The 24,350-nt window shown below is 72.7% G+C and carries 16 protein-coding genes and 4 pseudogenes; 11 read left to right on the top strand and 9 right to left on the bottom strand.

Going from position 1 to position 24,350, the window contains the following annotated elements; genetic code table 11:
* Nucleotides 1–261: pseudogene (locus tag OO57_RS33980) on the bottom strand (hypothetical protein); the annotation flags it as partial.
* Nucleotides 262–352: 91 nt separating this feature from the next.
* Complete coding sequence (locus OO57_RS33975) at nucleotides 353–2,035, bottom strand: chloride channel protein (RefSeq protein ID WP_033256630.1); 1,683 nt, start codon at nucleotides 2,033–2,035, stop codon at nucleotides 353–355.
* A gap of 157 nt (nucleotides 2,036–2,192) precedes the next feature.
* Here OO57_RS33975 and OO57_RS33970 point away from each other — a divergent pair, with 157 nt between their 5' ends.
* Nucleotides 2,193–2,681, top strand: a complete 489-nt coding sequence (locus OO57_RS33970; protein WP_033256622.1) for a nitroreductase family deazaflavin-dependent oxidoreductase — start codon at nucleotides 2,193–2,195, stop codon at nucleotides 2,679–2,681.
* A 555-nt stretch (nucleotides 2,682–3,236) separates the two neighbouring features.
* Here OO57_RS33970 and OO57_RS41790 read toward each other — a convergent pair.
* Nucleotides 3,237–4,501: pseudogene (locus OO57_RS41790) on the bottom strand (SulP family inorganic anion transporter).
* Nucleotides 4,502–4,815: 314 nt separating this feature from the next.
* On the opposite strand from OO57_RS41790, the gene OO57_RS33945 reads away from it, so the two are divergent.
* The 3 genes from OO57_RS33945 (at nucleotide 4,816) to OO57_RS40065 (ending at nucleotide 7,216) form a co-directional block, all read left to right on the top strand.
* Nucleotides 4,816–5,226 carry a MerR family transcriptional regulator gene (locus OO57_RS33945; protein ID WP_199811380.1) on the top strand — a complete coding sequence of 137 codons (411 nt, stop codon included), beginning with the start codon at nucleotides 4,816–4,818 and terminating at the stop codon, nucleotides 5,224–5,226.
* An 801-nt stretch (nucleotides 5,227–6,027) separates the two neighbouring features.
* Nucleotides 6,028–6,525 carry a SigE family RNA polymerase sigma factor gene (locus tag OO57_RS33940; RefSeq protein WP_033256617.1) on the top strand — a complete coding sequence of 166 codons (498 nt, stop codon included), beginning with the start codon at nucleotides 6,028–6,030 and terminating at the stop codon, nucleotides 6,523–6,525.
* On the top strand, nucleotides 6,518–7,216 hold the full coding sequence (locus OO57_RS40065) for a L,D-transpeptidase (protein ID WP_051778610.1): 699 nt from the start codon (nucleotides 6,518–6,520) through the stop codon (nucleotides 7,214–7,216). Before OO57_RS33940 ends, OO57_RS40065 begins: the two co-directional genes overlap by 8 nt.
* Nucleotides 7,217–7,400: 184 nt before the next feature.
* Here OO57_RS40065 and OO57_RS33930 read toward each other — a convergent pair whose 3' ends face one another.
* From OO57_RS33930 to OO57_RS33920, 3 genes are all read right to left on the bottom strand, one after another.
* Nucleotides 7,401–7,841 (bottom strand): universal stress protein, encoded by a 441-nt coding sequence (locus OO57_RS33930; protein WP_033256616.1) that lies wholly within the window; start codon nucleotides 7,839–7,841, stop codon nucleotides 7,401–7,403.
* 129 nt (nucleotides 7,842–7,970) lie between these two features.
* Nucleotides 7,971–8,867: a universal stress protein gene (locus OO57_RS33925; protein ID WP_033256615.1), complete on the bottom strand. Its 897-nt coding sequence runs from the start codon at nucleotides 8,865–8,867 to the stop codon at nucleotides 7,971–7,973.
* A gap of 18 nt (nucleotides 8,868–8,885) precedes the next feature.
* A complete protein-coding gene (locus tag OO57_RS33920) occupies nucleotides 8,886–9,107 on the bottom strand; it encodes a hypothetical protein (RefSeq protein WP_033256614.1) in 222 nt (73 codons plus the stop codon).
* Nucleotides 9,108–9,430: 323 nt separating this feature from the next.
* On the opposite strand from OO57_RS33920, the gene OO57_RS33915 reads away from it, so the two are divergent.
* From OO57_RS33915 to OO57_RS33895, 5 genes are all read left to right on the top strand, one after another.
* Nucleotides 9,431–10,192 carry a polysaccharide deacetylase family protein gene (locus OO57_RS33915; RefSeq protein WP_033256613.1) on the top strand — a complete coding sequence of 254 codons (762 nt, stop codon included), beginning with the start codon at nucleotides 9,431–9,433 and terminating at the stop codon, nucleotides 10,190–10,192.
* Nucleotides 10,189–11,394 carry a beta-propeller fold lactonase family protein gene (locus tag OO57_RS33910; protein ID WP_051778608.1) on the top strand — a complete coding sequence of 402 codons (1,206 nt, stop codon included), beginning with the start codon at nucleotides 10,189–10,191 and terminating at the stop codon, nucleotides 11,392–11,394. Before OO57_RS33915 ends, OO57_RS33910 begins: the two co-directional genes overlap by 4 nt.
* 706 nt (nucleotides 11,395–12,100) lie before the next feature.
* On the top strand, nucleotides 12,101–12,901 hold the full coding sequence (locus OO57_RS33905; RefSeq protein WP_051778607.1) for an MEDS domain-containing protein: 801 nt from the start codon (nucleotides 12,101–12,103) through the stop codon (nucleotides 12,899–12,901).
* The gene (locus OO57_RS33900) at nucleotides 12,898–13,860 is read left to right on the top strand and encodes a sensor histidine kinase (protein ID WP_033256611.1); all 963 of its coding nucleotides are present in this window, start codon (nucleotides 12,898–12,900) and stop codon (nucleotides 13,858–13,860) included. Before OO57_RS33905 ends, OO57_RS33900 begins: the two co-directional genes overlap by 4 nt.
* Nucleotides 13,861–13,967: 107 nt before the next feature.
* Entirely contained in the window at nucleotides 13,968–14,675 is a 708-nt protein-coding gene (locus OO57_RS33895) for a DUF4396 domain-containing protein (protein ID WP_033256610.1), read from the top strand.
* Nucleotides 14,676–15,042: 367 nt separating this feature from the next.
* On the opposite strand, the pseudogene OO57_RS47480 reads toward OO57_RS33895, so the two are convergent.
* Nucleotides 15,043–16,687, bottom strand: a pseudogene (locus tag OO57_RS47480) (IS4 family transposase).
* A 221-nt stretch (nucleotides 16,688–16,908) separates the two neighbouring features.
* Between OO57_RS47480 and OO57_RS33885 the strand changes: the two are divergent.
* Nucleotides 16,909–17,343 carry a hypothetical protein gene (locus OO57_RS33885; protein WP_051778605.1) on the top strand — a complete coding sequence of 145 codons (435 nt, stop codon included), beginning with the start codon at nucleotides 16,909–16,911 and terminating at the stop codon, nucleotides 17,341–17,343.
* Between the two features lie 239 nt (nucleotides 17,344–17,582).
* On the opposite strand, the gene OO57_RS33880 is transcribed toward OO57_RS33885, so the two are convergent.
* The gene (locus tag OO57_RS33880; protein WP_081974157.1) at nucleotides 17,583–20,351 is read right to left on the bottom strand and encodes a helix-turn-helix transcriptional regulator; all 2,769 of its coding nucleotides are present in this window, start codon (nucleotides 20,349–20,351) and stop codon (nucleotides 17,583–17,585) included.
* A 181-nt stretch (nucleotides 20,352–20,532) separates the two neighbouring features.
* Between OO57_RS33880 and OO57_RS33875 the strand changes: the two genes are divergently transcribed.
* The gene (locus OO57_RS33875) at nucleotides 20,533–22,731 is read left to right on the top strand and encodes a M4 family metallopeptidase (RefSeq protein WP_033256609.1); all 2,199 of its coding nucleotides are present in this window, start codon (nucleotides 20,533–20,535) and stop codon (nucleotides 22,729–22,731) included.
* 443 nt (nucleotides 22,732–23,174) lie between these two features.
* Here OO57_RS33875 and OO57_RS41780 read toward each other — a convergent pair.
* Nucleotides 23,175–24,178, bottom strand: a pseudogene (locus OO57_RS41780) (IS5 family transposase).
* Nucleotides 24,179–24,350: the final 172 nt, after the last annotated feature.

Raw genomic sequence — 24,350 nt, 5'->3', positions numbered from 1 at the left:
GGCGAGGGCGACGGTGGCGCGCCTGCCGCCGAGCATGCCGTCGTAGCAGGCGGCGGCCGTGCACAGGACGAAGGCCAGCGCGCCGACCAGCAGGGCGCGTCGGACGGTGCCGCTGACGCAGGCGAAGGCCGGGCCGATGGAGAACAGGGCGAGGTAGCCGACCTCCGGGCCCGCCGAGACCTCGACGGCGGCGACCGCCGCCATCGCGGCGAACGGCAGCACGGGCAGCAGCAGGTCCACTCCGGTTCCGCGGGGCTGCATGGTCCCCCTTTCCGGCGGCAGGGCACACCGCCACCGCTACTTTTGCACTATGCAAAGTGACTGCACAAGACCCGTCGGCGGTTCCCGGGCGTCAGCGCGGGGACGGGCCCGAGCGGTGGTGGAGGGCGGCCAGAACGGCCTGGTCGGTGATCCAGCCGACGACCTTCTCCCCGTCCTGGTCGAGCACCGGCAGCCCTTCGCCGCCGGCGTCGACCAGTGAGCCGAGCGCCTCGGCGACCGGCGTGGCGGGGGTGACGGCAGCCGGGCGGCGGACCGCCTGCGCCACGGTGGGGGCGTCCTCGGCGGCCAGCACCTCGGCGACGGTTCCGGCGGCGACGACGCCGAGGTAGCCGCCGCCGTCGACGACGGGCAGAGTGCCGCGCGGGGCGTCGGCGAGCGCATCCGCGGCATCGGTCAGCGCGGTGTGCAGGTCGAGCGGCTCGGGGGCCGGTTCCATCACCGCTTCGACCCGGACGCCGCGCAGCAGGCCGTGCGGGTCGGGCGCGCCCAGGTCGACGCCGCGGCGGCGCAGCTTGAGGGTGTAGATCGTGTCGTGGGACAGGAGCCGGCCGACGAGGGTGGCGAGCACGATGGCGGTCATCAGCGGCAGGATGATCGAGTACTCGCCGGTGAGCTCGAACAGGATGATCACGGCGGTGATCGGAGCGCGGGCCGCTCCCGCGAAGACCGCGCCCATGCCGATCAGCCCGTAGGCGCCGACCTGGCCCGCGGACCCCGGCGCCAGGGCGTGGGCGCTCTGGCCGAAGGCCGCGCCCAGCATCGCGCCCATGAACAGGGACGGCGCGAAGACGCCTCCGGAGCCGCCGATGCCGATGGTGAGGCTGGTCGCGGCGATCTTGGCGGCCAGCAGGAGGACCAGGAAGCCCACCGCGTAGCGGCCGTTGACCGCGTTCTCCAGCACCGGGTAGCCGACGCCGTACATCTGCGGCAGCAGCAGGAGCAGCCCGCCCAGGGCGAGCCCGCCGACCGCGGGGCGCAGCCACTCCGGTCCGCGCCACAGGAAGTCGCAGGCGTCCTCGACCAGGTACAGGATCCGGGAGAACGACACCCCGACAGCCCCGGCCACCAGGCCGAGCAGGGCGAACAGCAGGTACTGGGTCAGGTGCTCGACGTGGAAGGCGGGCAGGCGCAGGAACGGGGTGTCGCCGAGGGCGGCGCGCCCGATGACGGAGGCGGTCACCGAGGAGAGCACGACCAGGCCGAAGGACTCGGCGGCGAAGTCGCGCAGGATCAGCTCCATCGCGAAGAACACGCCCGCCAGCGGGGCGTTGAACGTCGCGGCGATGCCGCCGGCCGCGCCGCAGGCCACCAGGACCTTCGTGCGCGCCTCGTCGGCGCGGGTCAGCCGCCCCGCCGTGGAGCCGAGGGCCGAACCGATCTGCACGATCGGCCCCTCCCGGCCCACCGAGCCGCCGCCGCCGATGCACAGCGCCGAGGCCAGCGCCTTGACCACCGCCACCTGCGGCGCGATCCGCCCGCCCCGCCGGGCGACCGCGTACATTACCTCCGGCACGCCGTGCCCGCGCGCCTCCCGGGCGAAGCGGTGCACCAGCGGCCCGTACACCAGCCCCGCCACCACCGGCGCCAGCAGCACGAAGTAACGCCCCAGCCACGGGACATGCGGGTTGGCAGCGTGGCCGGCGGCCGCGTAGTCGGGGAAACCGGACAGCAGCCGGGTGAACGCACCGATCAACCACCGGAAGGCGATCGCCCCCAGCCCCGCCGCCGCACCCACCCCCACGGCGAGCAGCAGCTGCCGACCGCCCGCGGCACGCCGGAAACCGCCGAGCCACCACCGGGGCGGCCGTCCGCCGCCGAAAATCTTTGCACCATGCAAGACAGTCACATTTGCATTATGCAAACATGAGTGGCGGGCCGACAGGCCGACCCCCGACCGAATCGAGGAGGCCATGCCCACACGGGTCAGAACGCCCAGACCGCCCACCGGCCTGCGACGCTGGGCCCTGCGCCTGCCGATCCTGCTCTTCCGCCTCCACCTGGACCGCCTGCTCGGCGAGCGCATCGCCCTGCTCACCCACACCGGCCGCAGCACCGGACTCCCCCGCCAGGTCGCCCTGGAGATCGCCGGGCGCGACCCGCTCACCGGCGACTACCTCCTCGCTTCCGGCTTCGGCCCCGCCTCGCAGTGGTACCGCAACGTCCGCCACACCCCCGAGGTCGTCCTGCGCGTCGGCGGCCGCGACCTGCCCGCCACCGCCCGCCCCCTCACCCCCGACGAGTCCGGGCTCGCCATGGCGAACTACGCCCTGCGCCACCCGCGCACCGCCCGCCGCCTGATGCGCCTGTGCGGACTGAAGGTGGACGGCTCCGGCCGCGACTACTACCTGGTCGGCCGCGACCACGTCCCCTTCGTCGCCGTGCGCCCCCACAGGCCCTGACCGACCGCCGAGCAGCCGTTCAGGGCGGGCGGCGCCGATCGGGCAACTGCGCGCTCACGGCCGCAGCGACCTGTGCGGACCCGAAGGCCGCGGGCCGGGGTCACAGACCCGGTTCGTCCAGCGCGTGCCACACACCCGCGCCCAGCAGGACCACCAGACACAGGACGACTGCCACGGCGACCCTGGACCGGGCGGCCGAACCGGGCGGCCGGGCCCCGGAGCCGGAGACGGTCGGAAGCACAGCAGGGGCCCGCTCCCTCCGGGCCCGCGCGGCGCAGCCTTCCTGGCGACCGGCGCACTCGCCCGCCCCGCACCGGCATGTGTCTTCCATGACGGCTCCTTCCCCCGGGCCTGCGGAGCGGCAGCAGGTCCACAACGTCAGCATGCCGCCCGCAACGTCCTACCCGCGGCGCCGGGGGAACCGGTCGAACATTGCCGTCCGTTGCACCGTCCTTCCGAGTTCCACGACTCCAACGAGTCCGGGAGATCGGCAGTGTCGGATGCGCCCCCTGCGGGACAGCGGCTCGCTCGCCCCGCGTGGAGGCGCGGTGGGGGTCAGTGGGCGCCGGTGAGCTCTCCGGTGAGCTTGCCGTGGAGGTCGGCGCTGGGGGTGTTGAGGCCGGTGATCTCGACGGTCTTGCCGCGCTGCTTGTACTTGGTCTCGACGGCGTCGAGGGCGGCGACGGAGGAGGCGTCCCAGATGTGGGCGTCGGTGAGGTCGATGACGACCTTGTCGGGGTCGCCGGCGTAGTCGAACCGGCCGACGAGGTCGTTGCTGGAGGCGAAGAACAGCTCGCCGGTGACCCGGTAGACCGCGGTGCTGCCGTCCGGATCGGTGTGGGAGGTGACGGTGGCGAGGTGGGCGACGCGCTTGGCGAAGACGCGCCCGCGAGGAAGGTGGACAGGCGGGTGCGGGCGCCGGACACCTTCACGTTGATCATGGTCTGGCCGATCATCGCGCAGCCGCCCATGCCGCCGAAGAGGCCGGTGACGATGTTGGCGATGCCCTGGCCGATCGACTCGCGGGTCTTGTCGGAGCGGGTCTCGGTGATGTCGTCGACCAGCTTGGCGGTCATCAGCGACTCCATCAGGCCCACCAGCGCCATCGCGAGCGCGTAGGGGGCGATGACGGTCAGGGTGTGCAGCGTGAACGGCACGTCGGGCAGACCGGGCACCGGCAGGGACGAGGGCAGCTTGCCCTCGTCGCCCACGGCGGGCACGGCGATGCCCGCGCCGACGGTGATGACGGTGAGGATCACGATGGACACCAGCGGCGCCGGAACCACCTTGGTGACCTTCGGGAACAGCACCATCAGGACCAGGCCGCCGGCTACCAGCGGGTAAACCGCCCACGGCACGTCCACCAGGTTGGGGATCTGCGCCATGAAGATCAGGACCGCCAGGGCGTTGACGAAGCCGACCATCACCGAACGCGGCACGAACCGCATCAGCCTGGCGACGCCGAGCGCGCCGAGCACGATCTGGAAGACCCCGGCGAGGATGACGGCGGCCACCAGGTAGCCGAGGCCGTGCTCGCGGTTGAGGGGGCCGATGACCAGGGCGACGGCACCGGTGGCGGCGGAGATCATCGCGCGGCGACCGCCGACGACCGCGATGGTGACGGCCATGGTGAACGAGGCGAACAGGCCGATCTTCGGGTCGACCCCGGCGATGATCGAGAACGAGATCGCCTCCGGGATCAGCGCCAGGGCGACGACCAGGCCGGCCAGCACCTCCGTGCGCCAGACCTTCGGATCGGACAGCCACTCGGGCTTGAGACCGGCGAGGCGCGCGGCCGGGGACACAGCAGGAGAGGACAAGAAACGGCTGCCTGTCGTGCTCGGGCACCCCGTCCGGGCAGGGCAGGGCGCGGGGAAGGATCTGCCGACCGGGCCGACCACCGCGGTGCGGCTCCGGAAACCGGACGAAGCGTCACTGCGGGCCGGCCGCGGTGACCGGCGCGGGCTCGCGCGCCACTCTGCGAGAATCAGCTCTTCGACGGGGTGCCGTCGATACCAAAGGGGCAGCCCGGGAGGCCGCCCCACCGCTGACTCTACCCTAACGTTAGAGTAGGGAACGGCCGGCCCTGGCAGGCCGCCCGGGCGGCGACGAGAAGGACCGGGTGACTGCGGGCGTGGACGGCAAGCACATGCAGATCGGCGAGGTCGCCGCGCGGACCGAGCTGTCCCTGCGCACCATCCGCCACTACGAGGAGACCGGCCTGGTCACCCCCTCCGCCCGCTCCCAGGGCGGCTTCCGCCTCTACACCGAGAACGACGTCGCCCGCTTGATGGTCATCCGCCGGATGAAACCCCTCGGCTTCACCCTCGACCAGATGCGCGACCTGCTGGAGGCGACCGACCGCCTCGACGCCGACGACACCCTCGACGCCCACGAGCGGCAGGCGCTCCTCGATCGTGTGCGCGGCTACGAGCAGGCCGCCACCGAACAGGTCGAGAAGCTGCGCGTCCAGTTGGCCCGTGCCGAAGACTTCGCCCGCACTCTGCACACCCGGCTGGAACACGACAGCACCGCCCACCCCTGACACGAGGACGAATCGCCCCCCATGTCCGCCGAGCCCGGGGCGGGTGATCCGGCCGCTCCGTGAAAGCCACCCGGCGGAGCGGCCCGCAGCCTCACTCCCAGCCTGCTCTCCACCAGATGCAACGCCTGCGCATGCAATGCCTGCGCAGCTCGACCCGGATGCCGATCGCGAATCGAGACCGCAGCAGCAGGGAAGCTCCAGCCGCACACCAGGGGCGGGCGCACGCAGCCACGACAGGCGGATCGCAGGACAGGCCGCATGCAACCGAGCCGCCGCCGCACCCCGCAATCCCAGCGGTGTCGAACGCTCCGCAGTCCGGGCCCAACACCTCCACCGGCACGTACCCGCCGCCTCCAGGCGCACTCGAACCGCCGCGGCGCCAGCTCCTCGGATCACCGGGTGAGGCGGACGGCGGCCAGTTCGCCGGGCCCCACCGCACGTATGCTGCCGTGCAGTTCCAGGAACTCCACGGATCCCTCTCGCGCCCGCTCCTCCCCCGCGCCCTCGGTCGCATGGACCGGCAGAGCCCCCTACCCAGGATCAATTGGGCTGTCACGGAAGGGAGTTGGCAACAGCCGGAGGGGCCCTTCCGCCGTCGGCGGGCGTTGCCCGGCTGACGGGCCGCAGGGAAGGCCGTTCTGTCAGCGGCAGGTCTTCCCGATGGGGCCGGGCGGTCCCGACACCGGGGCGGGCCGAAGCGGCGCGGATCTGTCGGGCATTCGATGCAACCGGCCGCCCACGGCGTCGGTACTACCTGCGGGCGCGCGTGCGTTCGATGCGAATGACGGGAACGGCAACGGGATGACCGATGAGGAGTTCGATGCGTTCTACGTGTCCTCGTTCTCCCTTCTGGTGGGGCAGGTCTACGCCATGACGGGGGACTGGAACGAGGCACAGGACGCGGTGCAGGAGGCGTTCCTGCGCGCCTGGGGGCGGCGCGGGCAGTTGAGCGGTTCCGGGTCGCCCCACGCCTGGATCCGTACGGTGGCCTGGCGGCTGGCCGTCAGCCGCTGGCGGCGGGCGCGCCGGGGCCTGGACCTGGTGCTCCGCAACCACCTCCACGAGGACGCGCCCGGCCCCGCGCCCGAGCACACCGCGCTGGTCGCGGGACTGCGCAGGCTCCCGGCGGCGCAGCGGCAGGCCATCGTCCTGTTCCACCTGTGCGATCTGACGGTGGCCGAGGTCGCCCAGGAGACCGGGGTCGCCGAGGGCACCGTCAAGGCCAGGCTCTCCCGCGGCCGCGCCGCACTGGCCGAGCACCTTTCCGACCGGGACGAGAAGGAGCTCATCCGTGCCTGACCACGACAGCTACACCGTCGACGACCTGTCCTTCGCCCTGCGGCAGATGGTCGCCGACGCCCCGTCCGCGGCCCCCCTGCCGTGCGCCGAGGTCCATCGTGCCGGTGTCCTTCGGCGCCGTCGGCGCCGTGTCGCGCTGGGGTCCGCGGCCGTGCTCGCGGCCGCCGCCGTGATCGCCGGCGGGCTTCGGTCCGGCGCGGTGCCGCAGCCGCCGGCCCCGCCCGCCGCCCCGCCGTCGCCGACGATCGGCAAGGCAGGAGCCATGGCACCCGCTGCCGTCATCGACGTCGGCAGCCACAAGATGACGGTCACCGGCAAGGACGGCCGCACGACGGTGCTCGACGTCACGGCGGGCCGCCCAGGCAGCGAGACGCCGACAGGACGGATGACGGTCCAGGACAAGCTCCCGAAGAGCGGGCTGTCCGACGACGGCACCTCCGGCGGACAGGACGGCGTGACCGCGGACTGGTGCGTCCGGCTCGTCCAACCGGACAGCGCGACCACGACCTGGATCTGCTCGATGCCCTGGCTGTCCCCTTCCTCCATCGGAAAGGCGAACACCACCCACGGTGCCGTGGGCCTGCTGGCGGGCGACGCACGGTGGTTCTACGACCACATCGACCCCGGCGACACCGTCGAAGTGGTCGGCGCCTCCGTTGGCGGCCCGTCCGGCGCACCGTCCTCGCCGTAGCGCGAACGGCCGCTTCCGGGCCGCCGTTCCAGATCTGCTTGGGACCCCGCCACCGGCCAGGTGGGCCACCGGCAGCGCATCCCGCGGCTCATCCCCGCCGAACTGACGGACTCATCGGCGGGTCGCCCCCGGCCGAACGGCACGGACACCGACCGTCCACCCGCCTGACGGACACCGGTCCGGCTCAGGAGCGGGGCTCCCGGACGACGAGGACCGGACAGGGCGCGTGATGGACGCAGTGGCCGCTGACCGAGCCGAGGAGCATGCCCGTGAAGGCACCGCGGCCGTGGCTGCCGACCACCAACAGGTCGGCGCCCTCGGCCTCCTCTACCAGCACCGGCGCCGGGTGCCCCTGGACGACCTTCAACACCACCTCCACGCCCGGATGCCCGCCGAGGGCCTCGGCCGTGCTGTCCTCCAGGACCCTGCGGGCCTGCCCCGCGAAGTCGGTGTCGGAGAAGTCCGCGGGCATCCCGTAACCGGACGGCAACTGCCAGGCCAGCACCGCCCGCAGAACCGCTTCGGTCAGCTCCGCCTGGCGGGCTGCCCACCGCAGCGCCCGCTTGCTGGACGCCGATCCGTCCACTCCCACCACGCTCGGCCCGGAGCCATTGCCCTCGCTCACGACCCCTCACCTCCGTCCCCTGTCGCCCGGCACGGGGGGTCCCCGTGCGCATTAGTGCTCCTGTCTCCACCTTCCGTCCGCCCGCGGAGCACTGCCACCACGCGGACCTGAGGTACGCGCCGCTGCCGCTCAAGCGGCAGCGGCGGCGCCCTCCGGGACGAGTGGGACGACCACGACCGGGCATGGCGCCCGGTGGAGCACCTCACAGCTGACCGAGCCCGCGAACAGGCGGCCCAGGATGCCGCGGCCGTGCGCGCCGACCACGACGAGTTCCGCCTCCTCGGCGGCGGCGAGCAGCGCGCGGGCCGGGGATCCGAGTTCGGCTTCCACCCGGACGGGCACGTCGGGGAAGGCCGCGCGCAGCGGGCCGAGCCGGGCCCGGAGCGTGCGGGCGGCCTGGGCCGTGATCCCGTCGCGGCTGCGCTGCCCCTCGGGAGCCAGGGGCGGCGTCAGGACCTGGGGGTGGCGCGCGGCGTACACGATGCCGAGGGAGGCTCCGCGGCGGCGGGCCTCGGAGAGGGCGTACTCCAGAACTGCCAGGTCCTCCGCCTCCTCGCCCGAGGCGGCCACCACCACCGCCCCGCGCATCTGCGCGGGGCGGTCGATCGTCCCGGGGTGGACGACCTCCAGGGGGCAGTGGGTGCGGCCCGCCAGCGCCATGGCCACCGAGCCGGGGTTCAGCCGGGCCGGCAGGTGCCGCGCGTGGTGGCCGACGACAAGCAGGGCGGCCCCCTGCGACGCCTCGACCAGCGCGCCCACCGGGAAGCCCGCCACAGGCCGGGGGGCGGCCTCCACGTCGGGGAACTCGGTGCGCACCAGGTCCATCCAGGGAGCGAGGACGACTTCCGCGATCGCCTCGGGAGAGGCATGGATTCCTGGCGGGGCCGACCAGTCGACCGCGTGCAGCAGCACCAGCCCGGCGCCGAGCCCCCGAGCCCGCCGGGCGGCGGCGCGCACGACCCGGCCGGCATCTGTTTCGGCAACGCCGGCCACCACCGGCGCACCCGTGCTTCTTGCTGCGTCCATTGCTCTCACCTGCCGGTTCTATTCGGCGTCTGCCCCCGGTGCCGGTGACGAATCCCGCAGGGGCCGGGAGGCGGTGCGCTGCGGTCCGGCGGCCAGGGAGCGGTCGATCTCGTTGATGGCCCTGGCTGCTTCGGCCAGGCGGGCCTTGGCGGCGGCGACCTCCGCGAGCAGTCGGGCGGCCACCAGTTCGGCGTCCTCGTGCCCCTCCGGCTCCCCAGGGTCTGTGGGGTTGCGTTCCACGCCACCGCTCCTCGCAGTCTCGGCTTCTCCGGGCGGCTTCCCGTCTCCGGGGAGCGCGGCGCGGGATTCTCGGCCCCGAGGTGGTCGAGCACGGCCCTGGGGAGGCGCGCCCGACCACCCACAACCGATTTTATTGCACAGTGCAAAGAATCGACAAGCCCGCCCCGGCGGGACGCGACACCCGAAACGCATCAGCCCCTCACCCGATGGAATGAATCCGCGCCACCGGACTCAAGGACAGCCGGAAGTCCCCCGATTCTTGCACAGTGCAAAGAAAGAATCCGCCCCCTACACACCCCGACGCACGCCGAACTGCGTTCGCGGTGGAGCGCCGCACCGCACTGCGCGCCTTCGCGGCCGCCGGACTGGGCTCGGCGCTCGCCGCCTGCCGCGCGGCGGGCGACGGCGGGCCCCGAGCCGCCCGGCCCGGCTCCGACGCCCCGCGAACACCGGTCCCCTCGCCGTCCTCCAGCGGCACCGCCCTGCCGTTCCGGCTCGACTCCGGGCCCTCTGACCGTCCGCAGGTCGCCCTCACCTTCCACGGCCAGGGCGACGCGGGGACCACCGCCGACCTGCTGCGGGAGGTGGAGGCCGCGGGCGCCCGGGTCACCGTCCTGGCCGTCGGGACGTGGCTGCAGGAGCAGCCCGAATCGGCCCGGCGCGTCCTGGACGGGGGCCACGAGCTGGGCAACCACACCATGCACCACGGCGACATCAGCGGCATGGGCCCCGAGGCCGCCTACGCGGAGATCGCGCAGTGCGCGCAGCGACTCGTCCGACTGGCGGGCTCCCCCGGTCGCTGGTTCCGCCCCTCGCAGGCCAAGGACTGCACATCCCTGGTCGCCGAGCAGGCCCGCCGCGCCGGGTACGACCACTGCCTGGGCTACGACCTCGACTCCCTCGACCACACCGACCCCGGTCCCGAGGCCGTCGCCCGCACCGTCCTGGACGGCGTGCGGCCCGGCTCGGTGGTCAGCCTGCACCTCGGCCACCGGGGAACCGTGGCCGCCATGCCCCAGATCCTCGACGGCCTCGCAGCGCGAGCGCTGCGGCCGGTGACCGCCTCGGAGCTCCTCGCGCCATGACCGCCCGCCCCACGTTCCGCCGCCCCCGTGCGGCCCTCGTCCTGCTCGTCCTGTTCGCCGGCCTGCTGCCGGGCGCCGCCGCCTGCTCGCACTCCGCCGCGCCACCGCCTTCCACCCCGCCCGCCGCAGCCCCGCAGACCAGCGCCGCCCCCACTGCGGAAGCGGACGCGCGCCTGCTGCCCGGCATGCCGCCCCCGCTCGACGCCCACGACCTCTACGCGGCCGACCGTCCCGGCCAACTGGCCGCCGCCGTCCGCGACTTCCCCTCCCGGATCTACGTTCCCAACACCGAGTCCGACACCGTCAGCGTCATCGACCCCGCCACCTACCGGGTCGTCGAGACCCTGCGCGTCGGCCACCAGCCGCAGCACGTCGTCCCCTCCTGGGACCTGAAGACCCTGTGGGTCAACAACGACCTCGGCAACACCCTCACCCCGATCGACCCCGCGACCGGGAAGACGGGCGAGACCGTCGACGTCCACGACCCCTACAACCTGTACTTCACCCCCGACGGCAAGTACGCCGTCGTCATGGCCTCCGCCGACCGGCAACTGGTCTTCCGCGACGCCCACACCATGGCCGTGGCCAAGTCCGTCCCGGCCGACTGCGCGGGCGTCAACCACGCCGACTTCTCCCCCGACGGCCGGTACTTCATCGTCTCCTGCGAGTTCTCCGGCGAACTCCTCAAGGTCGACACCGCCTCCATGACCGTCCTCGCCAAGCAGGCCCTCCCCCAGCACGGTTCCATGCCCCAGGACGTCAAACTCTCCCCCGACGGCCGGACCTGGTACGTCGCCGACATGGTCGCCGGCGGCGTGTGGACGCTCGACGGCGACGCCTTCGGACCGCCCACCCTGCTGCCCACCGGCAAGGGCGCCCACGGCCTCTACGTCAGCCGCGACTCCCGCAGCCTCTACATCTCCAACCGCGACGAGGGCACCGTCTCCGTCCTCGACTTCGCCACCCGCACCCTGACCGCGAAATGGCGCATCCCCGACGGCGGCAGCCCCGACATGGGCGGCGTCTCCGCCGACGGCAAGGTCCTGTGGCTCAGCGGCCGCTACGACGCCGAGGTCTACGCCATCTCCACCGACGACGGGCACCTGCTCGCCCGCGTCCCCGTCGGCGCCGGCCCGCACGGACTGTGCGTCTACCCCCAGCCCGGCCGCTACTCCCTCGGCCACACCGGCATCTTCCGCTGACCGGACCCCGAGGTGCAGCAGGAGGCACCACGCGCCGCAGCGGCCCGAGCGCCTCCGGCGGGCCGGGAGGGGCGCTGCGGGGAATCCGGTGCCTGGGCGGCTCTGCGCACGCGGGAGCCGACTCCAGGGCCGTCTTAACGGATTCTTGACGCTCCGGGGTTCGATTCTGACTTAACGTTGACGCTTGGTGTGCCGGGAAGTCTGGTCGGCGAGTGACATCGGCCTTTCCGAAACCGGAGGACTCCCTGCCATGGCCGTCGCCGAATCCTCCGCCACCGTGGCCCCGGCGGCGACGTCCTCCGCGTTCGCGGCGGCCCAGGTCCCCAGCGCCGAACGCGCGGACACGGACCGAGACGCCCTCACCGACCGCGGTGTCCCACGTCGCCGCACGGGCGGGGAGGCCCAGGCACCACGACCGCTCCTGCCCGGACGGTTCGGTCGGCTTCCCACGAACAACCGCCCCGTGCCGAACCGGTGCGGTGCGGTTCGCGGACGCGCGGGACACGGGCCGCCTCCCAGCAGGCAGGGCCCGGCCCCGGGAAGCAGTGGCGCGGTGGCTTACCGACCTCTGATGACCGCCCACGAAGGCGGGACGCTTTCCTCGTCGAGGCTCCAGTTGCCTCCTCCGTTCCTGGGAGCCGCGGCCGATAGGATGCTCACGCAGGAGCCCGGGGCGGAGGGAGGGCGCGTGAGGAACGCACGTGCTGTGGCGACCCTCGATCCCGTCGACGCGGGCGATCACGTCTGCTGGCTGGTCGGCCCCGGTGACGACTTCACCGCGACCGCCCGGGCATTCGCCGCCGACGGAGCCCTCTTCGGCGACAAGGTCCTGCTCATCGGCGCTCCCGAGACCCGGTGGTCACTGGACGGCGCATCCCGGGAAGTCGTCGTGGATCCGGTCGCCGAGCGGGCGGACGGGGCCGCGTGGAACGCGACGGCGCTGCTGGACCTGGTGCGCCAGGAGGCCGAAGCCGCGACCCGCCAGGGCTTCCGCGCGCTGCGGGTCCTGGCCCGGATGGACCGCGTGTGGCCCCGCGGCGCGAGCCCGCAGGAGATCGCCCGGCACGAACTGGAACTCGACGCCCTGGTACTCGCCAGAGGGGCCGTCGTCGTCTGCGCCTACCACGGCGCCGACTTCCGACCCGGCCTCCTGGAGCAGGCCATCGGAGTACATCCGCACCAGTTGGGCACACAAGCGGAGGTGCCAGGGTTTCGGATGTACAGCGCGGGAACGGACTGCTGGAGCGTGAGCGGCGTGGTGGACTCGGACAGCGCCGACACCTTCCGCACCGCCCTGGACGAACTGGCCGCCCGCTCGGCCACCGTGCGACTGCTGTGCGAGGACCTCGAACTGGTGGACGCCGCGGGCATGCGCGCCCTGGTCGACGTGGCCTGCAAGGCCCCCGGTCGCCGGATCGTGATCGAGAAGGCGGACGAGACGTTCCGGCACTGCTGGTCGCTGCTCGGCTACGACGTCCCGCAGATCCCCGTGGAGCTGGCACCGTGAGCGAGAACAGCACGACGCGCCCGGAGAGCCCCGCCCAGGACCCCGCGTTCCGGCACGAGCTGTACCCCTACGACGGGGACGCCCAGTTCCTCGAGGGCGCCATGTCCTTCATCCACGACGCGCACGCCGGGAGCGAACTCGTCCTGGTCGCGGTCGCCGAGCCGAAGGAGCGCATGCTGCGCACCGAACTGGAAGGCACCGACGCCGCCGAAGGCGTCACGTTCCTCGACACCGCCGCCCTCGGCCGCAACCCCGGCCGACTGATCCCCGCCTGGCGCGACTGGGTCTCCAAGGCCGCGGAGGGCCACCCGGTGCGCGGCATCAGCGAGTCCCAGTGGAGCGAGCCCTCCGCGGCCGAGAGTACCGAGTTCGGGTACCACGAGTGGCTGCTGAACCTCGCGTTCGCCCAGTCCCCCGCCTGGTGGCTGCTGTGTCCCTACGACACCGCCACGCTGGAACCCGCCGCGGTGGAGGCGGCCCGGCGCTGCCACCCCCTGCTCCTCAACGGGGGAACCCACGGCCCCAACAGCTCCTACGTCCAGGAGCCGTACGCCTTCCCCGAACTGACGGCCTCGGCCGATCACGAGGAACTCCCCTACCAGCGGGGCCGGCTCGCCGCGGTGCGGGCCCACGTCACCGCCTGCGCGAGCCGGCACGGCCTGGAGGGCACGCGCCTGCGCGAACTGCTGATCGCCGCCTGCGAGGTCGCCGGCAACAGCATCAAGCACGGCGGCGGCCGGGGCGTCCTGCGCGCCTGGGTGGAGGGCACGGACCTGATCTGCGAGTTCCACGACTCCGGCCACCTCCAGGACCCGCTGGTCGGCCGCCTCCGGCCCACCGTCGACCAGGTCGGCGGCCGCGGGCTCTGGCTCGTCCAACAGCTCTGCGACCTCGTCCAGATCCGCTCCACCGCGCAGACCGGCACCACCGTCCGGCTGCACACCAGACTGCCCGGATGACCCGCCCGCGGTGCGGCACCGCCCGCGCCTCAGGCAACAGGAGAACGTGCGCCACACCCGTGTTGCGGGCCTCCGCCGTCGGGTAGCCGCCGCGCCGGAGGTGCACTGTGGAAGCACACACCCAGCCCGCGCCGTGGCTGGAGGCGGTCGCCTGGATCGCCCTCGGCTCGGCGTTCCTCAGCGTCCTGGCGATCACCGTCGACATCGTGGTGCGCGGCCGCCGCCAGCACATGTGGATCATGAACGTGGTCTACCCGGTGACCGCGCTGTACTGGGGCCCCGCGGCGTGGCGGTTCCACGCCACCCGCGGCCGCCGCAGCGCCCGGCCCGAGGTCGACCGGCACGGCCCGCCCGATCCGGACCGGCTGCCGGAGTGGGAGGTACGGGCCAAAGCGGTGGCCCACTGCGGGGCGGGCTGCACGCTGGGCGACCTGATCGCCGAGTGGCTGGTCTTCGCCACCGGCGCCACGATCGCCCACCGGGCCCTGTACGCCGACTTCGCCCTCGACCTGGCCTTCGCCTGGCTGCTGGGCATCGCCTTCCAGTACTTCGCCATCGTCCCGATGCGCGAGGACCTCGGCGTGCTGCGCGGCCTGTGGGCCGCGATCAAGGCCGACACCCTGTCGATCCTGGCCTTCCAGGTCGGCCTGTTCCTCGGCATGTGGCTCTACCAGGGCGTCCTGTTCGCCCCCGGCCTGCCCAAGACCAGCGCCGCCTACTGGCTGATGATGCAACTCTCCATGATCCTCGGCTTCTTCACCGCCTGGCCGGTCAACGGCTGGCTGGTCCGCGCGGGCTGGAAGGAACGCATGTAGACGCGCCCAGCCCGCCGACACCGACGAATCAGACCGGCCGATCGCCCCGGGCGGCTCCGGTCCGCGCCCACCGCCCCCGCTTCCCGCGCCGTGCGGCAGACAGACCCTCGACGAGCACGTCGCCCCAACCGAAGCGGTACTCGTGAACCCCCGGCATCCGCTCCACCGCCCAACCGGTGACGGGCCTGCCCGAGGACCGTCCCTTCCACCGTCACCGCCGACGGCCCGTCCGGTGACCGGAGGCCGGCCACGGCGCGTCATCGTGCGAGTGCCCTCCCGGTCGGACAGGACGGCACCCGCACGCTCTCTCTCCGGTGTCCACGTGCCCGAAGGAGGTGACGAGGGACCTTCGCCCAAGGCCGGGAAGTTAACGGATTTCCGCTGGCGGCAAGGGGGTTGAGGTCCAGTTTGTCGCCGCGTAGAGACCGGGGCCGATCTTGTGGATGATGCCGCTGCCGGCCCATCGGGAGAGCTGCCTGTACATCGTGTGCAGGGTGATGTCGCCGAAGTGGGCGGCGATCTCCGCGGGTCTCCATAGGCGGGTCGGGCCGTCCTGCAGCAGGGCGAGGACGCGGTGCCGTCGGCGCTGGGCCGGGACGGTGTGGCGGTCGTCGCGGGAGACCGGGGGCAAAGGCTGGTGTTCCGGGCCGGGATCGAGGATGGCGACGGTGGGGTCGGTGATGGTGAGGCTCCGGTCGGGGCGGCCGTCGTTGCGCCGCTCGGCATATCGGGAGATCGGGGACTTGACCTTGCGAGTGCTCGTTCGGTGACGGCGGGGCGCAAGGAGTCGGGCCAGCACTCGCCGACCGATCAACCCGAGGGAGCCAGGCTCGTCTGGGAGGATCCCGGCGGCCCGGACGACCTGGTCGCGGGCGGTCTGCAGGGCAACGGCGAAACTGCAACGGTCGGGGTCGGTTCCGGGGACGGATTCGGCGGCCTCGACCATCATGGTTCGCAGGGCCTGGTAGAGCGTGAGCATGGCCCACATCTCTTGTTCGAGGCCGGCCTCGGTCGCCGGAGCGGAGGTTCCGGCCGGCCAGGATCGTGTGGCAGAGCGCGTAGTACGCGCTCTCGTGTTCCCAGCGCTCATGGTAGAGGCTGACGAGTGCCCTGGCGGGGTGGCGGCGGGCGTCGGTCAGCGTGGTGGCCAGCCGGTAGGAACCGGTGAAAACGGTGCCGTCGGCGCAGGTCACCGTGATCTCGGCGTCGATGATCCGGACGTGGACAGCGCCGATCGCCGACAGGTAGGAGCCGTCGTCGAGGCGGGCCAGGACCGGGGTGCGCCGGTTGCTGCGGAGCCGGCCCAGGACCTTCGCGCCAGTTGCCGTCGCCTGGGCGAGGAAGGCGTTCGCGTCGAAGCCCTTGTCCCACAACACAGGCATGTCCGGCGTCAGCAGGTGTAGCAGCCGTCGTGCGTAGGCGGTTTCGCCCTCGTCGGTGGGGCCGAAGACCGCTCCGATCAGGGACCTCGTCCCGGTCTCGACCAGCGTCATCAGCTCCAGCGTGGGATAGCCGTGATGGGCAGTCCGCCCGAGCCAGGCCCGGTTGCGGGGCGAGTCGGGTACCCGCAGCGAGCTGCAGCCGTCGAAGGACACCGTCCGGTAGGTGCCGAAGCGCACTCCCGGCGTCGTCGGGCGGGCCAGCGGACCTGCAAGCACTTCGAACAGCGACCGTACCGGCGCGGTCCCCAGCCGACGGCGCAGGTCCCGCAGGGCCTTCGCGCTCGGCTGTGCCACCGGCATCCCGGCCAGGCCGCAGGTGAGCTTGTCCCAGACCAGCCGGTAGCCGACCTCGGGAAAAAGGCACATCGCGAGCAGGAAGTACATCCCGACCCGGGACGGAAGATCACGCAGCCGCCGCTGCAACGCGCGCGTCTCCGCCAGCACCGCGTCCACCAGCTCGAACGGCAGCACGGCGGTCAGCTCTCCCAGGTGGCCCGGGGCGAACCGGCCTGCGGCCACGGTCACCGAACGGGTGATGGCCGTCAGGGGCCTCCGCACCGGGGTGGACACGAAGTGGTCCTGCGGTTTCGGTAGGACGGGGGCGATCAGCACGGCACCGAGGATCGGCCGGCAGCTGCCCGCCATCGGCAGGGCCGTCGTCAACCGCACCCTTGCCGATCACCTCATCTTCCCCGGTGGGAGCCGGTGAGCGATGATTCGCAGGACGTCGACCGCGTTTCCGGGTCGGCGCTCTGGCGAGGCCGGCGATGACCCCGCCATGATGATCAGCCGTGTTGCTGCGACTGCCCTGTCCGGGCGTGACGGAGGCGCTCGCGATCGTGCGGCTGCTGCCGATGAGCGACCACGGCAAGGACGTGGAGGTCCTCGCACTGCACCGTCGGATCGCCGTGCCAGAGCGGCAGCTGAACGGACAGCGCGTACGGTTCGAAGCAAGCGACCGGGCCTTTCCGGCCGCTCTGCCGCACCGGATGCCGATGCACACGCTGCACAGGATGCGCTTGCTGATACGGCCGGGCACTGTTCTTCGACGGCACCGCGACCTGATCGCGCGCCGCCACGCCACTCGCTCCCGGCCCGAGCGCGGCTGCCGACCGCGCACCGTGGGCTTGGCAAGCCTGACGCACCGGCAGATGGCGGAAGCGGCGGCCACTCCCGGCTTCGACTGCGCCGACTTCACCCTCGCCGACCCCGACGGCGGAGGGTGAGGCCGGCACCCGGGGCCGGGGCGTGCCGCCTGCGCTGTCGGCCCGGCAGGCGCTTTCTCCTGCGTCGGTCCGTTCCGAGCGCGCAGGGGCGGACGAGGGGGCTGCTGCGAGCTGTCGCCGTCGCGTCGGCCCGCCAGGTCCTGTCCGCGCTCGAGTGACGCTTCCGCCGCTCGTGCTTCGTACCGTGGTGGTCTTTCCCCAGTCGGCCTGTTGGTTGGGGCCGCCCCGATGCTCTCGGTTCAGGGCCAGGCGTCGTTGTTGCTCCGGTCTTGATGGTGGAGCATGCCAGCGGGTGTTTCTTGCGCCGTGGCGAGGGTGTGGGCGAGTTGGGCGCGGGAGTGCAGGCCGAGTTTGCGGTAGACGCGGGTGAGGGTGGCTTCGACGGTTTTGGTGCTGACGGTGAGGGTGGCGGCGATGTCGCGGTTGCTGGCGCCGGTGGCGGCGAGTTGGGCGCAGCGTTGTTCGGCGGGGGTGAGGAGGGGGCCGGTGTGGTGGCCCGGGGGGTTGTGGGTCAGGTGGTGGAGGGTGCGTTGGGCGGTGTCGGTCCAGGGGTGGGCGTGGTGGGTGGTGAAGAGGTCGGTTGCGCTTTGGGCGGCGGTGCGGGCGCTGGCGCGGCGGCGTGCGCGTCGTTCGGTGTGGCTGAGTGCGAGCAGGGTGCGGGCGTGTTCGAGGGGGAGGTGGTGGAGGCGGTCAGCGGTTTCGGTGAGGCGGCGGGCGGCGGTGTCGTGGTTGCCGCGGGCGGCGTCCAGGAGTGCTTGGGAGCGGTCGAGCGCGGGCAGGGCGGAGGTGCGGCCCAGGTCGGTTGCGGTGCGGCGGGTGTCGGTGAGGAGGACGTCTGCTTCGTCGAGGCGGCCGTGGGCGATGAGGGCTTCGGCGAGGTCGGGGTGCCAGCGCAGGACGGAGGGGTCGCGGACCTGTTGCTGTTCCTCCAGGGTGCGGACTTCTTCCAGGGCCTCCAGTGCTTCCTGTGGGCGGCCGGCGGCCAGGAGGATGTGTCCGAGGGCGTAGAGGTTGCGGGAGAGGAAGACCTTGTTGTCCTCGTGGCGGGCGGTGTCGATTCCGCGCTGGGCGTGGGCGAGGGCGGCGTCCGTGTTGTGGGCGGTGCCTTCGACGAGGGCGGAGGTGTAGCAGGCGGGGGCGGGGGACAGGGCGGTGCGGTCGGTGAGGGCCTGGGCGCGGCGGGCGTGTTCGAGGGCCCTGGCGCAGCGTCCGGCGCGCAGTTCGGTTTCGGCGAGGCTGCGCAGGATGTCGACGGTGGCTTCGGCGTCGTTCGTTCGTTCGGCTTCGACGAGCAGCGGCAGCAGCAGGGTGCGGGCCCGGTCGGGGCGGTCGTCGAAGAGGGCGTGGCGGGCGGCGAGGTGCTGGGGTGTGCCGTTGGCGGGGGTGTGCGGGTCGTGGGGCAGGGAGAGTGCGCGGGCGAGCGTGGTCCCGGCTGCGGGGTGGCCGAGGATGCGTTGGAAGCGGGCCTGCAGGGTGAGCGCCATGGCGCCGGCGGCGCTGTCTGCGGTGCTCTCGGCGAGGATGGCGGCCTGTTCGGCCAGGGCGCACGCCTTGTGGGGGTCGCCGTCGTTGACGTTGGCCCAGATGGACTGGCGGATGAGGACCTGAGGGGCGAGGTCGGGGCGTCCGGCTGCGGCGTTGAGTGCGTCGGCGAACAGGTGGTCCGCGGTGTTCAGGTGCTGTCCGCTGGCGTCGATGAGGGCGAGGAGGGTGTCGACGCGCCGGGCGGGGCTGGTGTCGTGGGCCAGGACGAGGCGGGCGGCGGTGCGGCCGCGGTGCAGGTCGCCGTAGTGCGCGGCGTCGCGGGCGGCGGTCAGGGCCCGTTCGGTGAGCAGGCCAGTGTCCTCCTTCGGGGTGCGCTGGGCGGCGAGGAGGGAGAGTTCGGCGGCGAGCGCGTGTTCGCCGCGCAGGCGGGCGCTGACGGCGGCGCGGGCGGCGTCGTCAGCGGTGCGCGGGTCATCGGCGTCGGCGGCCAGTGCGGTGTGGCGGTCACGGCGCAGGTGGTCGTGGCTGGCTTCGGCCAGGCGGGCGTGCAGCAGTCGGCGGGCGGTGTCGGTGAGAGCGACGGTGAGCTCGACGCCGATCGCGGAGGCGGTGAAGTGCACGCTCCCGTCGGCGTGTTCGAGGTCGACCAGCCCTGCGGCCTCGGCTTCGGCCAGCAGGTGGCCGGCGGCCGGGCCGACGAGGCGGGCCAGCAGTTTGCGGTCGGGCCGGTCGTCGAGCGCCGCCAGGGTCAGCAGGTCCCGGGCTTCCTCGGACACGCTGTCCAGCCACTCCCCCACCACCCGGCGGGCCGCCGGAGGCAGTGCCGCCTCGTCGTCGCCGTCCCGGTCCGCCACCGGGTCCGCGGCGTCGGCGAGCGCCAGGGCGAGGGCCGGGTTGCCTCCGCTGCGCCGGTGGATCCGGGCCACCTGACCGTGGGTGGGCCGACGGGCGGAGAGGAGGGCCGAAAGCTGGTGGGCGGTCAGGGGCGGGACACGCACCGCGTGCACGTCCTCGCCGCTCCAGTAGCCCTCGGTCCCGGGTCGCCAGGTGCGCTCGGTGGCGATCACAGGCAGGTCGGGGGTCAGGCGCAGGGCCCAGCGCAGGACGGCCGCGCTGGCCGGATCCAGCCACTGCGCGTTGTCGACCACCAGGGTCAGGGGCGGGATTTCCCGCAGGAGGGCCGTGGTCAGCCGGCGCAGCCGCAGGGAAGCCCCGGCGGGCTCGGAGTCGGCAGCCTCGTCGACGGCCGCGGCGAGTTCCCGCGCGGCGGGCAGCGGCTGCAGGGCCAGGGCGAGTTCGAGCAGCCCGGTCCACGGGACGGGCGCGTCCTGCGGGCCCGGGGCCAGCCGCAGCACGGGCAGCCCCAGCCGCCGCGCCAGGATGCCGGCCGCGGTGGTCCTGCCGATCCCCGGCGGCCCGAACAGCACCACCCGGCGGGCCCCGGGGACGCCGTCCGGCAGTGCCGGCAGCACGGTGCCGACCGGTTCCTGGAACACGCTCAACTGCGTTGCAGAGTCTGGCATCGGGCCATCGTGCGACATGGCTGCCGCTCCGGTCCAGGTCAAGGGTTTCCCCTGATTTCAGCGGACCCCCGCCTTCCCTAGCCTCATGGCCACAGCCGAGCCAACTGCTGCCGAACGCCCCCCACCCCCCAGATGACGTCCTGCGGTCTTTCCCCCAACCCGGCTCGGCGGAAGGAATGTGATGTCCCACAAGAACGCTCTGGCCGCCGCCGTCGCCGCGGCCCTCGCCCTGGGCACCCTGACCGTCGTGGCCACCCAGTCCACCGCCGCCGCAGACAGCTCCACCGCTCGGCCCGGCGCCGGGTTCAAGGCGATGACGGCGGACACCCGCGCCGAGGCGCTGCGCACCGCCGACCGGGAGGCCGCCGCCGCCGCGAAGTCGCTCGGCTTCGGCGCGGACGAGCGCCTGGTCGCCAAGGACGTGCTCCTCGACACCGACGGCGCCCGGCACGTGCGCTACGACCGCACCTACCGCGGCCTGCCGGTCATCGGCGGCGACCTGGTCGTCCACTACGGCGCCGACGGCAAGCCCACCGGCTCCGACCAGGCCCACCAGGGCGCGATCAAGATGGCAGGGGTGACGCCGAAGCTCAGCGCCTCCGACGCCTCCGCCGCGGCCGCCCAGCACGCCAAGCACGTCAGGAACGCCAAGACCGGCGCCTCGGACGGCAGCACCCTGGTGGTCTACGCGGTCGGCAAGATCCCCGTCCTGGCCTACCGCTCCACCGTCACCGGCGACGGCGAGGCCGGGGCCGGCTCCCGCGAAGCGGTGATCGTCGACGCGGCCAGCGGCGCGCCGCTCGACCAGTACGAACTCCACCAGGGCATCACCGGCACCGGCAACGGCACCACCGTCGGCCAGGTCTCCATCGAGACCACCCAGACCGGCAGCAGCTACACCCTCACCGACGCCGCCCACGGCGGCACCATCGTCTACGACTCGTACAACAGCCCCGAGACCAGCCCGAAGCAGAACGCCCGCACCTTCTCCAAGACCACCAACTCCTGGGGCACCGGCACCACCTCCAGCCGGGAGAGCGCCGCCGTCGACGCCTCCTACGGCCTCGCCAAGACCTGGGACTACTACCAGAGCGCCTTCAACCGCTCCGGCATCCGCAACGACGGCAAGGGCGCCCCCGCGTACGTGCACGTCGGCACCAGCCTGCTGAACGCGTTCTACGACGACGACTGCTTCTGCATGGCCTTCGGCGACGGCTCCTCGCAGAACAGCAACACCCCCGTCACCGCCCTCGACGTGGCCGGCCACGAGATGAGCCACGGCGTCACCTCCGCCACCGCCAACCTCAACTACTCCGGCGAGTCCGGCGGCCTCAACGAGGCCAACTCCGACATCTTCGGCACCATGGTCGAGTTCTACGCCGACAACGCCGCCGACCCCGGCGACTACTACATCGGCGAGAAGCTCAACATGTCCGGCGGCTACATGCGCCGCATGGACAACCCCGCCTCCGACGGCAGCAGCCTCGGCTGCTGGACCTCCAGCGCCTCGTCGGTGGACGTCCACTACTCCTCCGGCATCGGCAACCACTTCTTCTACCTCGCGGCCGAAGGCACCGGCGCCAAGACCATCGGCGGACGCTCGCACAACGGCACCACCTGCAACAGCGACACCTTCGCCGGCATCGGCAAGGACAAGGCCGCGGCGATCTGGTACCGCGCCCTGACCACCTACATGACCTCCACCACCAACTACGCCGGCGCCCGCACCGCCACCCTGAGCGCCGCCGCCGACCTGTACGGCACCAACTCCCAGGAACGGTACATCGTCTCCAAGGCCTGGGCCGCCGTCAGCGTCGGCACCGCCCTGCCCGACCCCGGCACCGGCAGCCCCACCCCGACGCCCTCCTCCTCCACCAGCCCCTCCCCGTCCCCGTCCGGCTCGACCAGCCCCTCGCCCTCCAGCTCCAGCACCGCCCCCAGCGGCAACGCCCTGACCAACGGCGGCTTCGAACAGGGCACCGCCGGCTGGACCCAGAGCGACAACGACATCTCCAACTCCACCCTGCAGCCCGCGCACGGCGGCTCCTGGTACGCCTGGATGATGGGCTACGGCACCTCCGCGATCGAGTCCCTCTCCCAGTCGAACATCGCGGTCCCGTCCACCGGCACCCCCAAGCTGACCTTCTGGCTCAAGGTCAGCACCCAGGAATCCGGCTACACCGCCTACGACACCCTCAAGGTCAACGTCAACGGCACCACGCTGGCCACCTACTCCAACGCCAACGCCTCCGCCGGGTACGTCCAGAAGACCGTCGACCTGTCCGCCTACAAGGGCAAGAACGTGAAGCTGGAGTTCGCCGGCACCGAGGACGCCTACCTGTCGACCATCTTCCTCCTCGACGACGTCGCCATCGGCTGACCCGCAACCCGCTCCACCAGTACTCCTGCCGTCAGGCCCGCCGAGGGGGCGGACCCGACGGCAGGAACTGCCGCATTCCCGCGGGGTAGCAAGGAAAGCGGCAGCCCTGCGGCCGGGCCCGTGTTGGGGCGGGGCCGCCCGCAGGGACCACCCGCACCGGCACCCCGCCCGTCCCCATCCCGAAAACCCGCACCCCACCAGACCGGCTGCAGCCCAACCCCGCCGACCGGATCACGACCGAAGCACACCACCCCCGTCCCACCAAGAAGACCCCCCACACGAACAGCTCTGCCCAGCAACCGCCCTGCCGACAGCACCCCGATCCCGCCGCAACCCCACCCCCGCGGCGCCCGATCCCGCCACGGACCAGCAGCGAACACCCCGCCGCAGCTCAGACCCCGAGGCCCCGGCCCCTGCCCACTAGGGAGCGTATTTGGTCATGATCAAGGGGTGGTCCTGGTGAGGTCCTTGATCCAGATCATCGCGCCGCGAAGGTGGAGGCCGGCGAGGTAGCTTTCGGGCTTCTTGTCGTACCGGGTGGCGATGCCCCGCCAGGCCTTCAGCCTGTTGATCAGGCGCTCGACGGTGTTGCGGTCCTTGTAGAGCTCGGTGTCGTGGCCGACGGGGCGGCCGCCGCCGCGGCCCTTCTTCTTGCGGTTGGCGGCTTGGTCCCTCTTCTCCGGGATGACCGCTTTGATGTGGCGTTTGCGCAGGTACGCGCGGTTGCCGCGGGACGAGTAGGCCCTGTCCCCGGCGACCGCGTCGGGCCGCGTGCGGGGACGGCCGACGGGCCCACGGACCCGAACCTTCCGAATGACAGGAATGAACTGCGGGCTGTCGGCAGCCTGCCCCTCGGTCAGGACGAAGGCCAGAGGACGGCACCTGCGCTCGCCGGCGACGTGGACCTTGCTGGTCTGACCGCCCCTGGAGCGCCCGAGCAGGGCGGCCTTCAGCCGGAGCCGGCGTCTGCGGCGGACACGTCGCCGCTCGTCCCGCTCCGGGTTGCCTGTGATGCCCTGCCCGTCTTGTCCCTCCGAGCCGCCCCCTTTTGCCGGGCCTTCTCCGCCTCCTCGGCGGCCTTCTCCAGGTCGGCGAGCGTGTCGGGGTCCAGGTGCATCCCGGCGGCGTCGTGGTGGGCCCGAACGGTCGTGGAATCCACGCTGACCAGCGACAGGTCCACCTCACCACGCTTCGCGGCCTCCGCGATCGCACCCTCCAGCAGGGCCTCGAACACCCGGGCGTCCCTCCACTGCCGGAAGCGGTTGTGGACCGTCGACCAGGCACCGAACCCGCCCGGCACCTCCCGCCACTGGCCGCCCGTCCGAAACCGCCAGATCACGCCCTCGAACTGCCGACGCAACCGCTCGGGGTACGGGCCGTACTCACCGACCGGCAGGTACGGCTCGATGAACTCCCACTCGGCGTCCGCCAGTTGCACTCGCGTCATACAACACGATCTACCGGACCAGGGCCCACCACCAGGGCAGAACCCGCAAATTGATCACAACCAGATACGCGCCCTAGTTGTTCTGTCCTGTGAGGTTGGGGACGCGGCTGGCGGGTGGTTGGCCGGCGAGTGCGGTGTGTCCGCGGTGGTGATTGTAGGTGTGGAGCCAGGC

Source organism: Kitasatospora phosalacinea, from assembly GCF_000717185.1.
In the GTDB taxonomy this organism is placed as follows: Bacteria; Actinomycetota; Actinomycetes; order Streptomycetales; family Streptomycetaceae; genus Kitasatospora; species Kitasatospora phosalacinea_A.
Note: the sequence above shows the minus strand (reverse complement) of the source record. Positions and strands in the feature narration are given on the sequence as shown.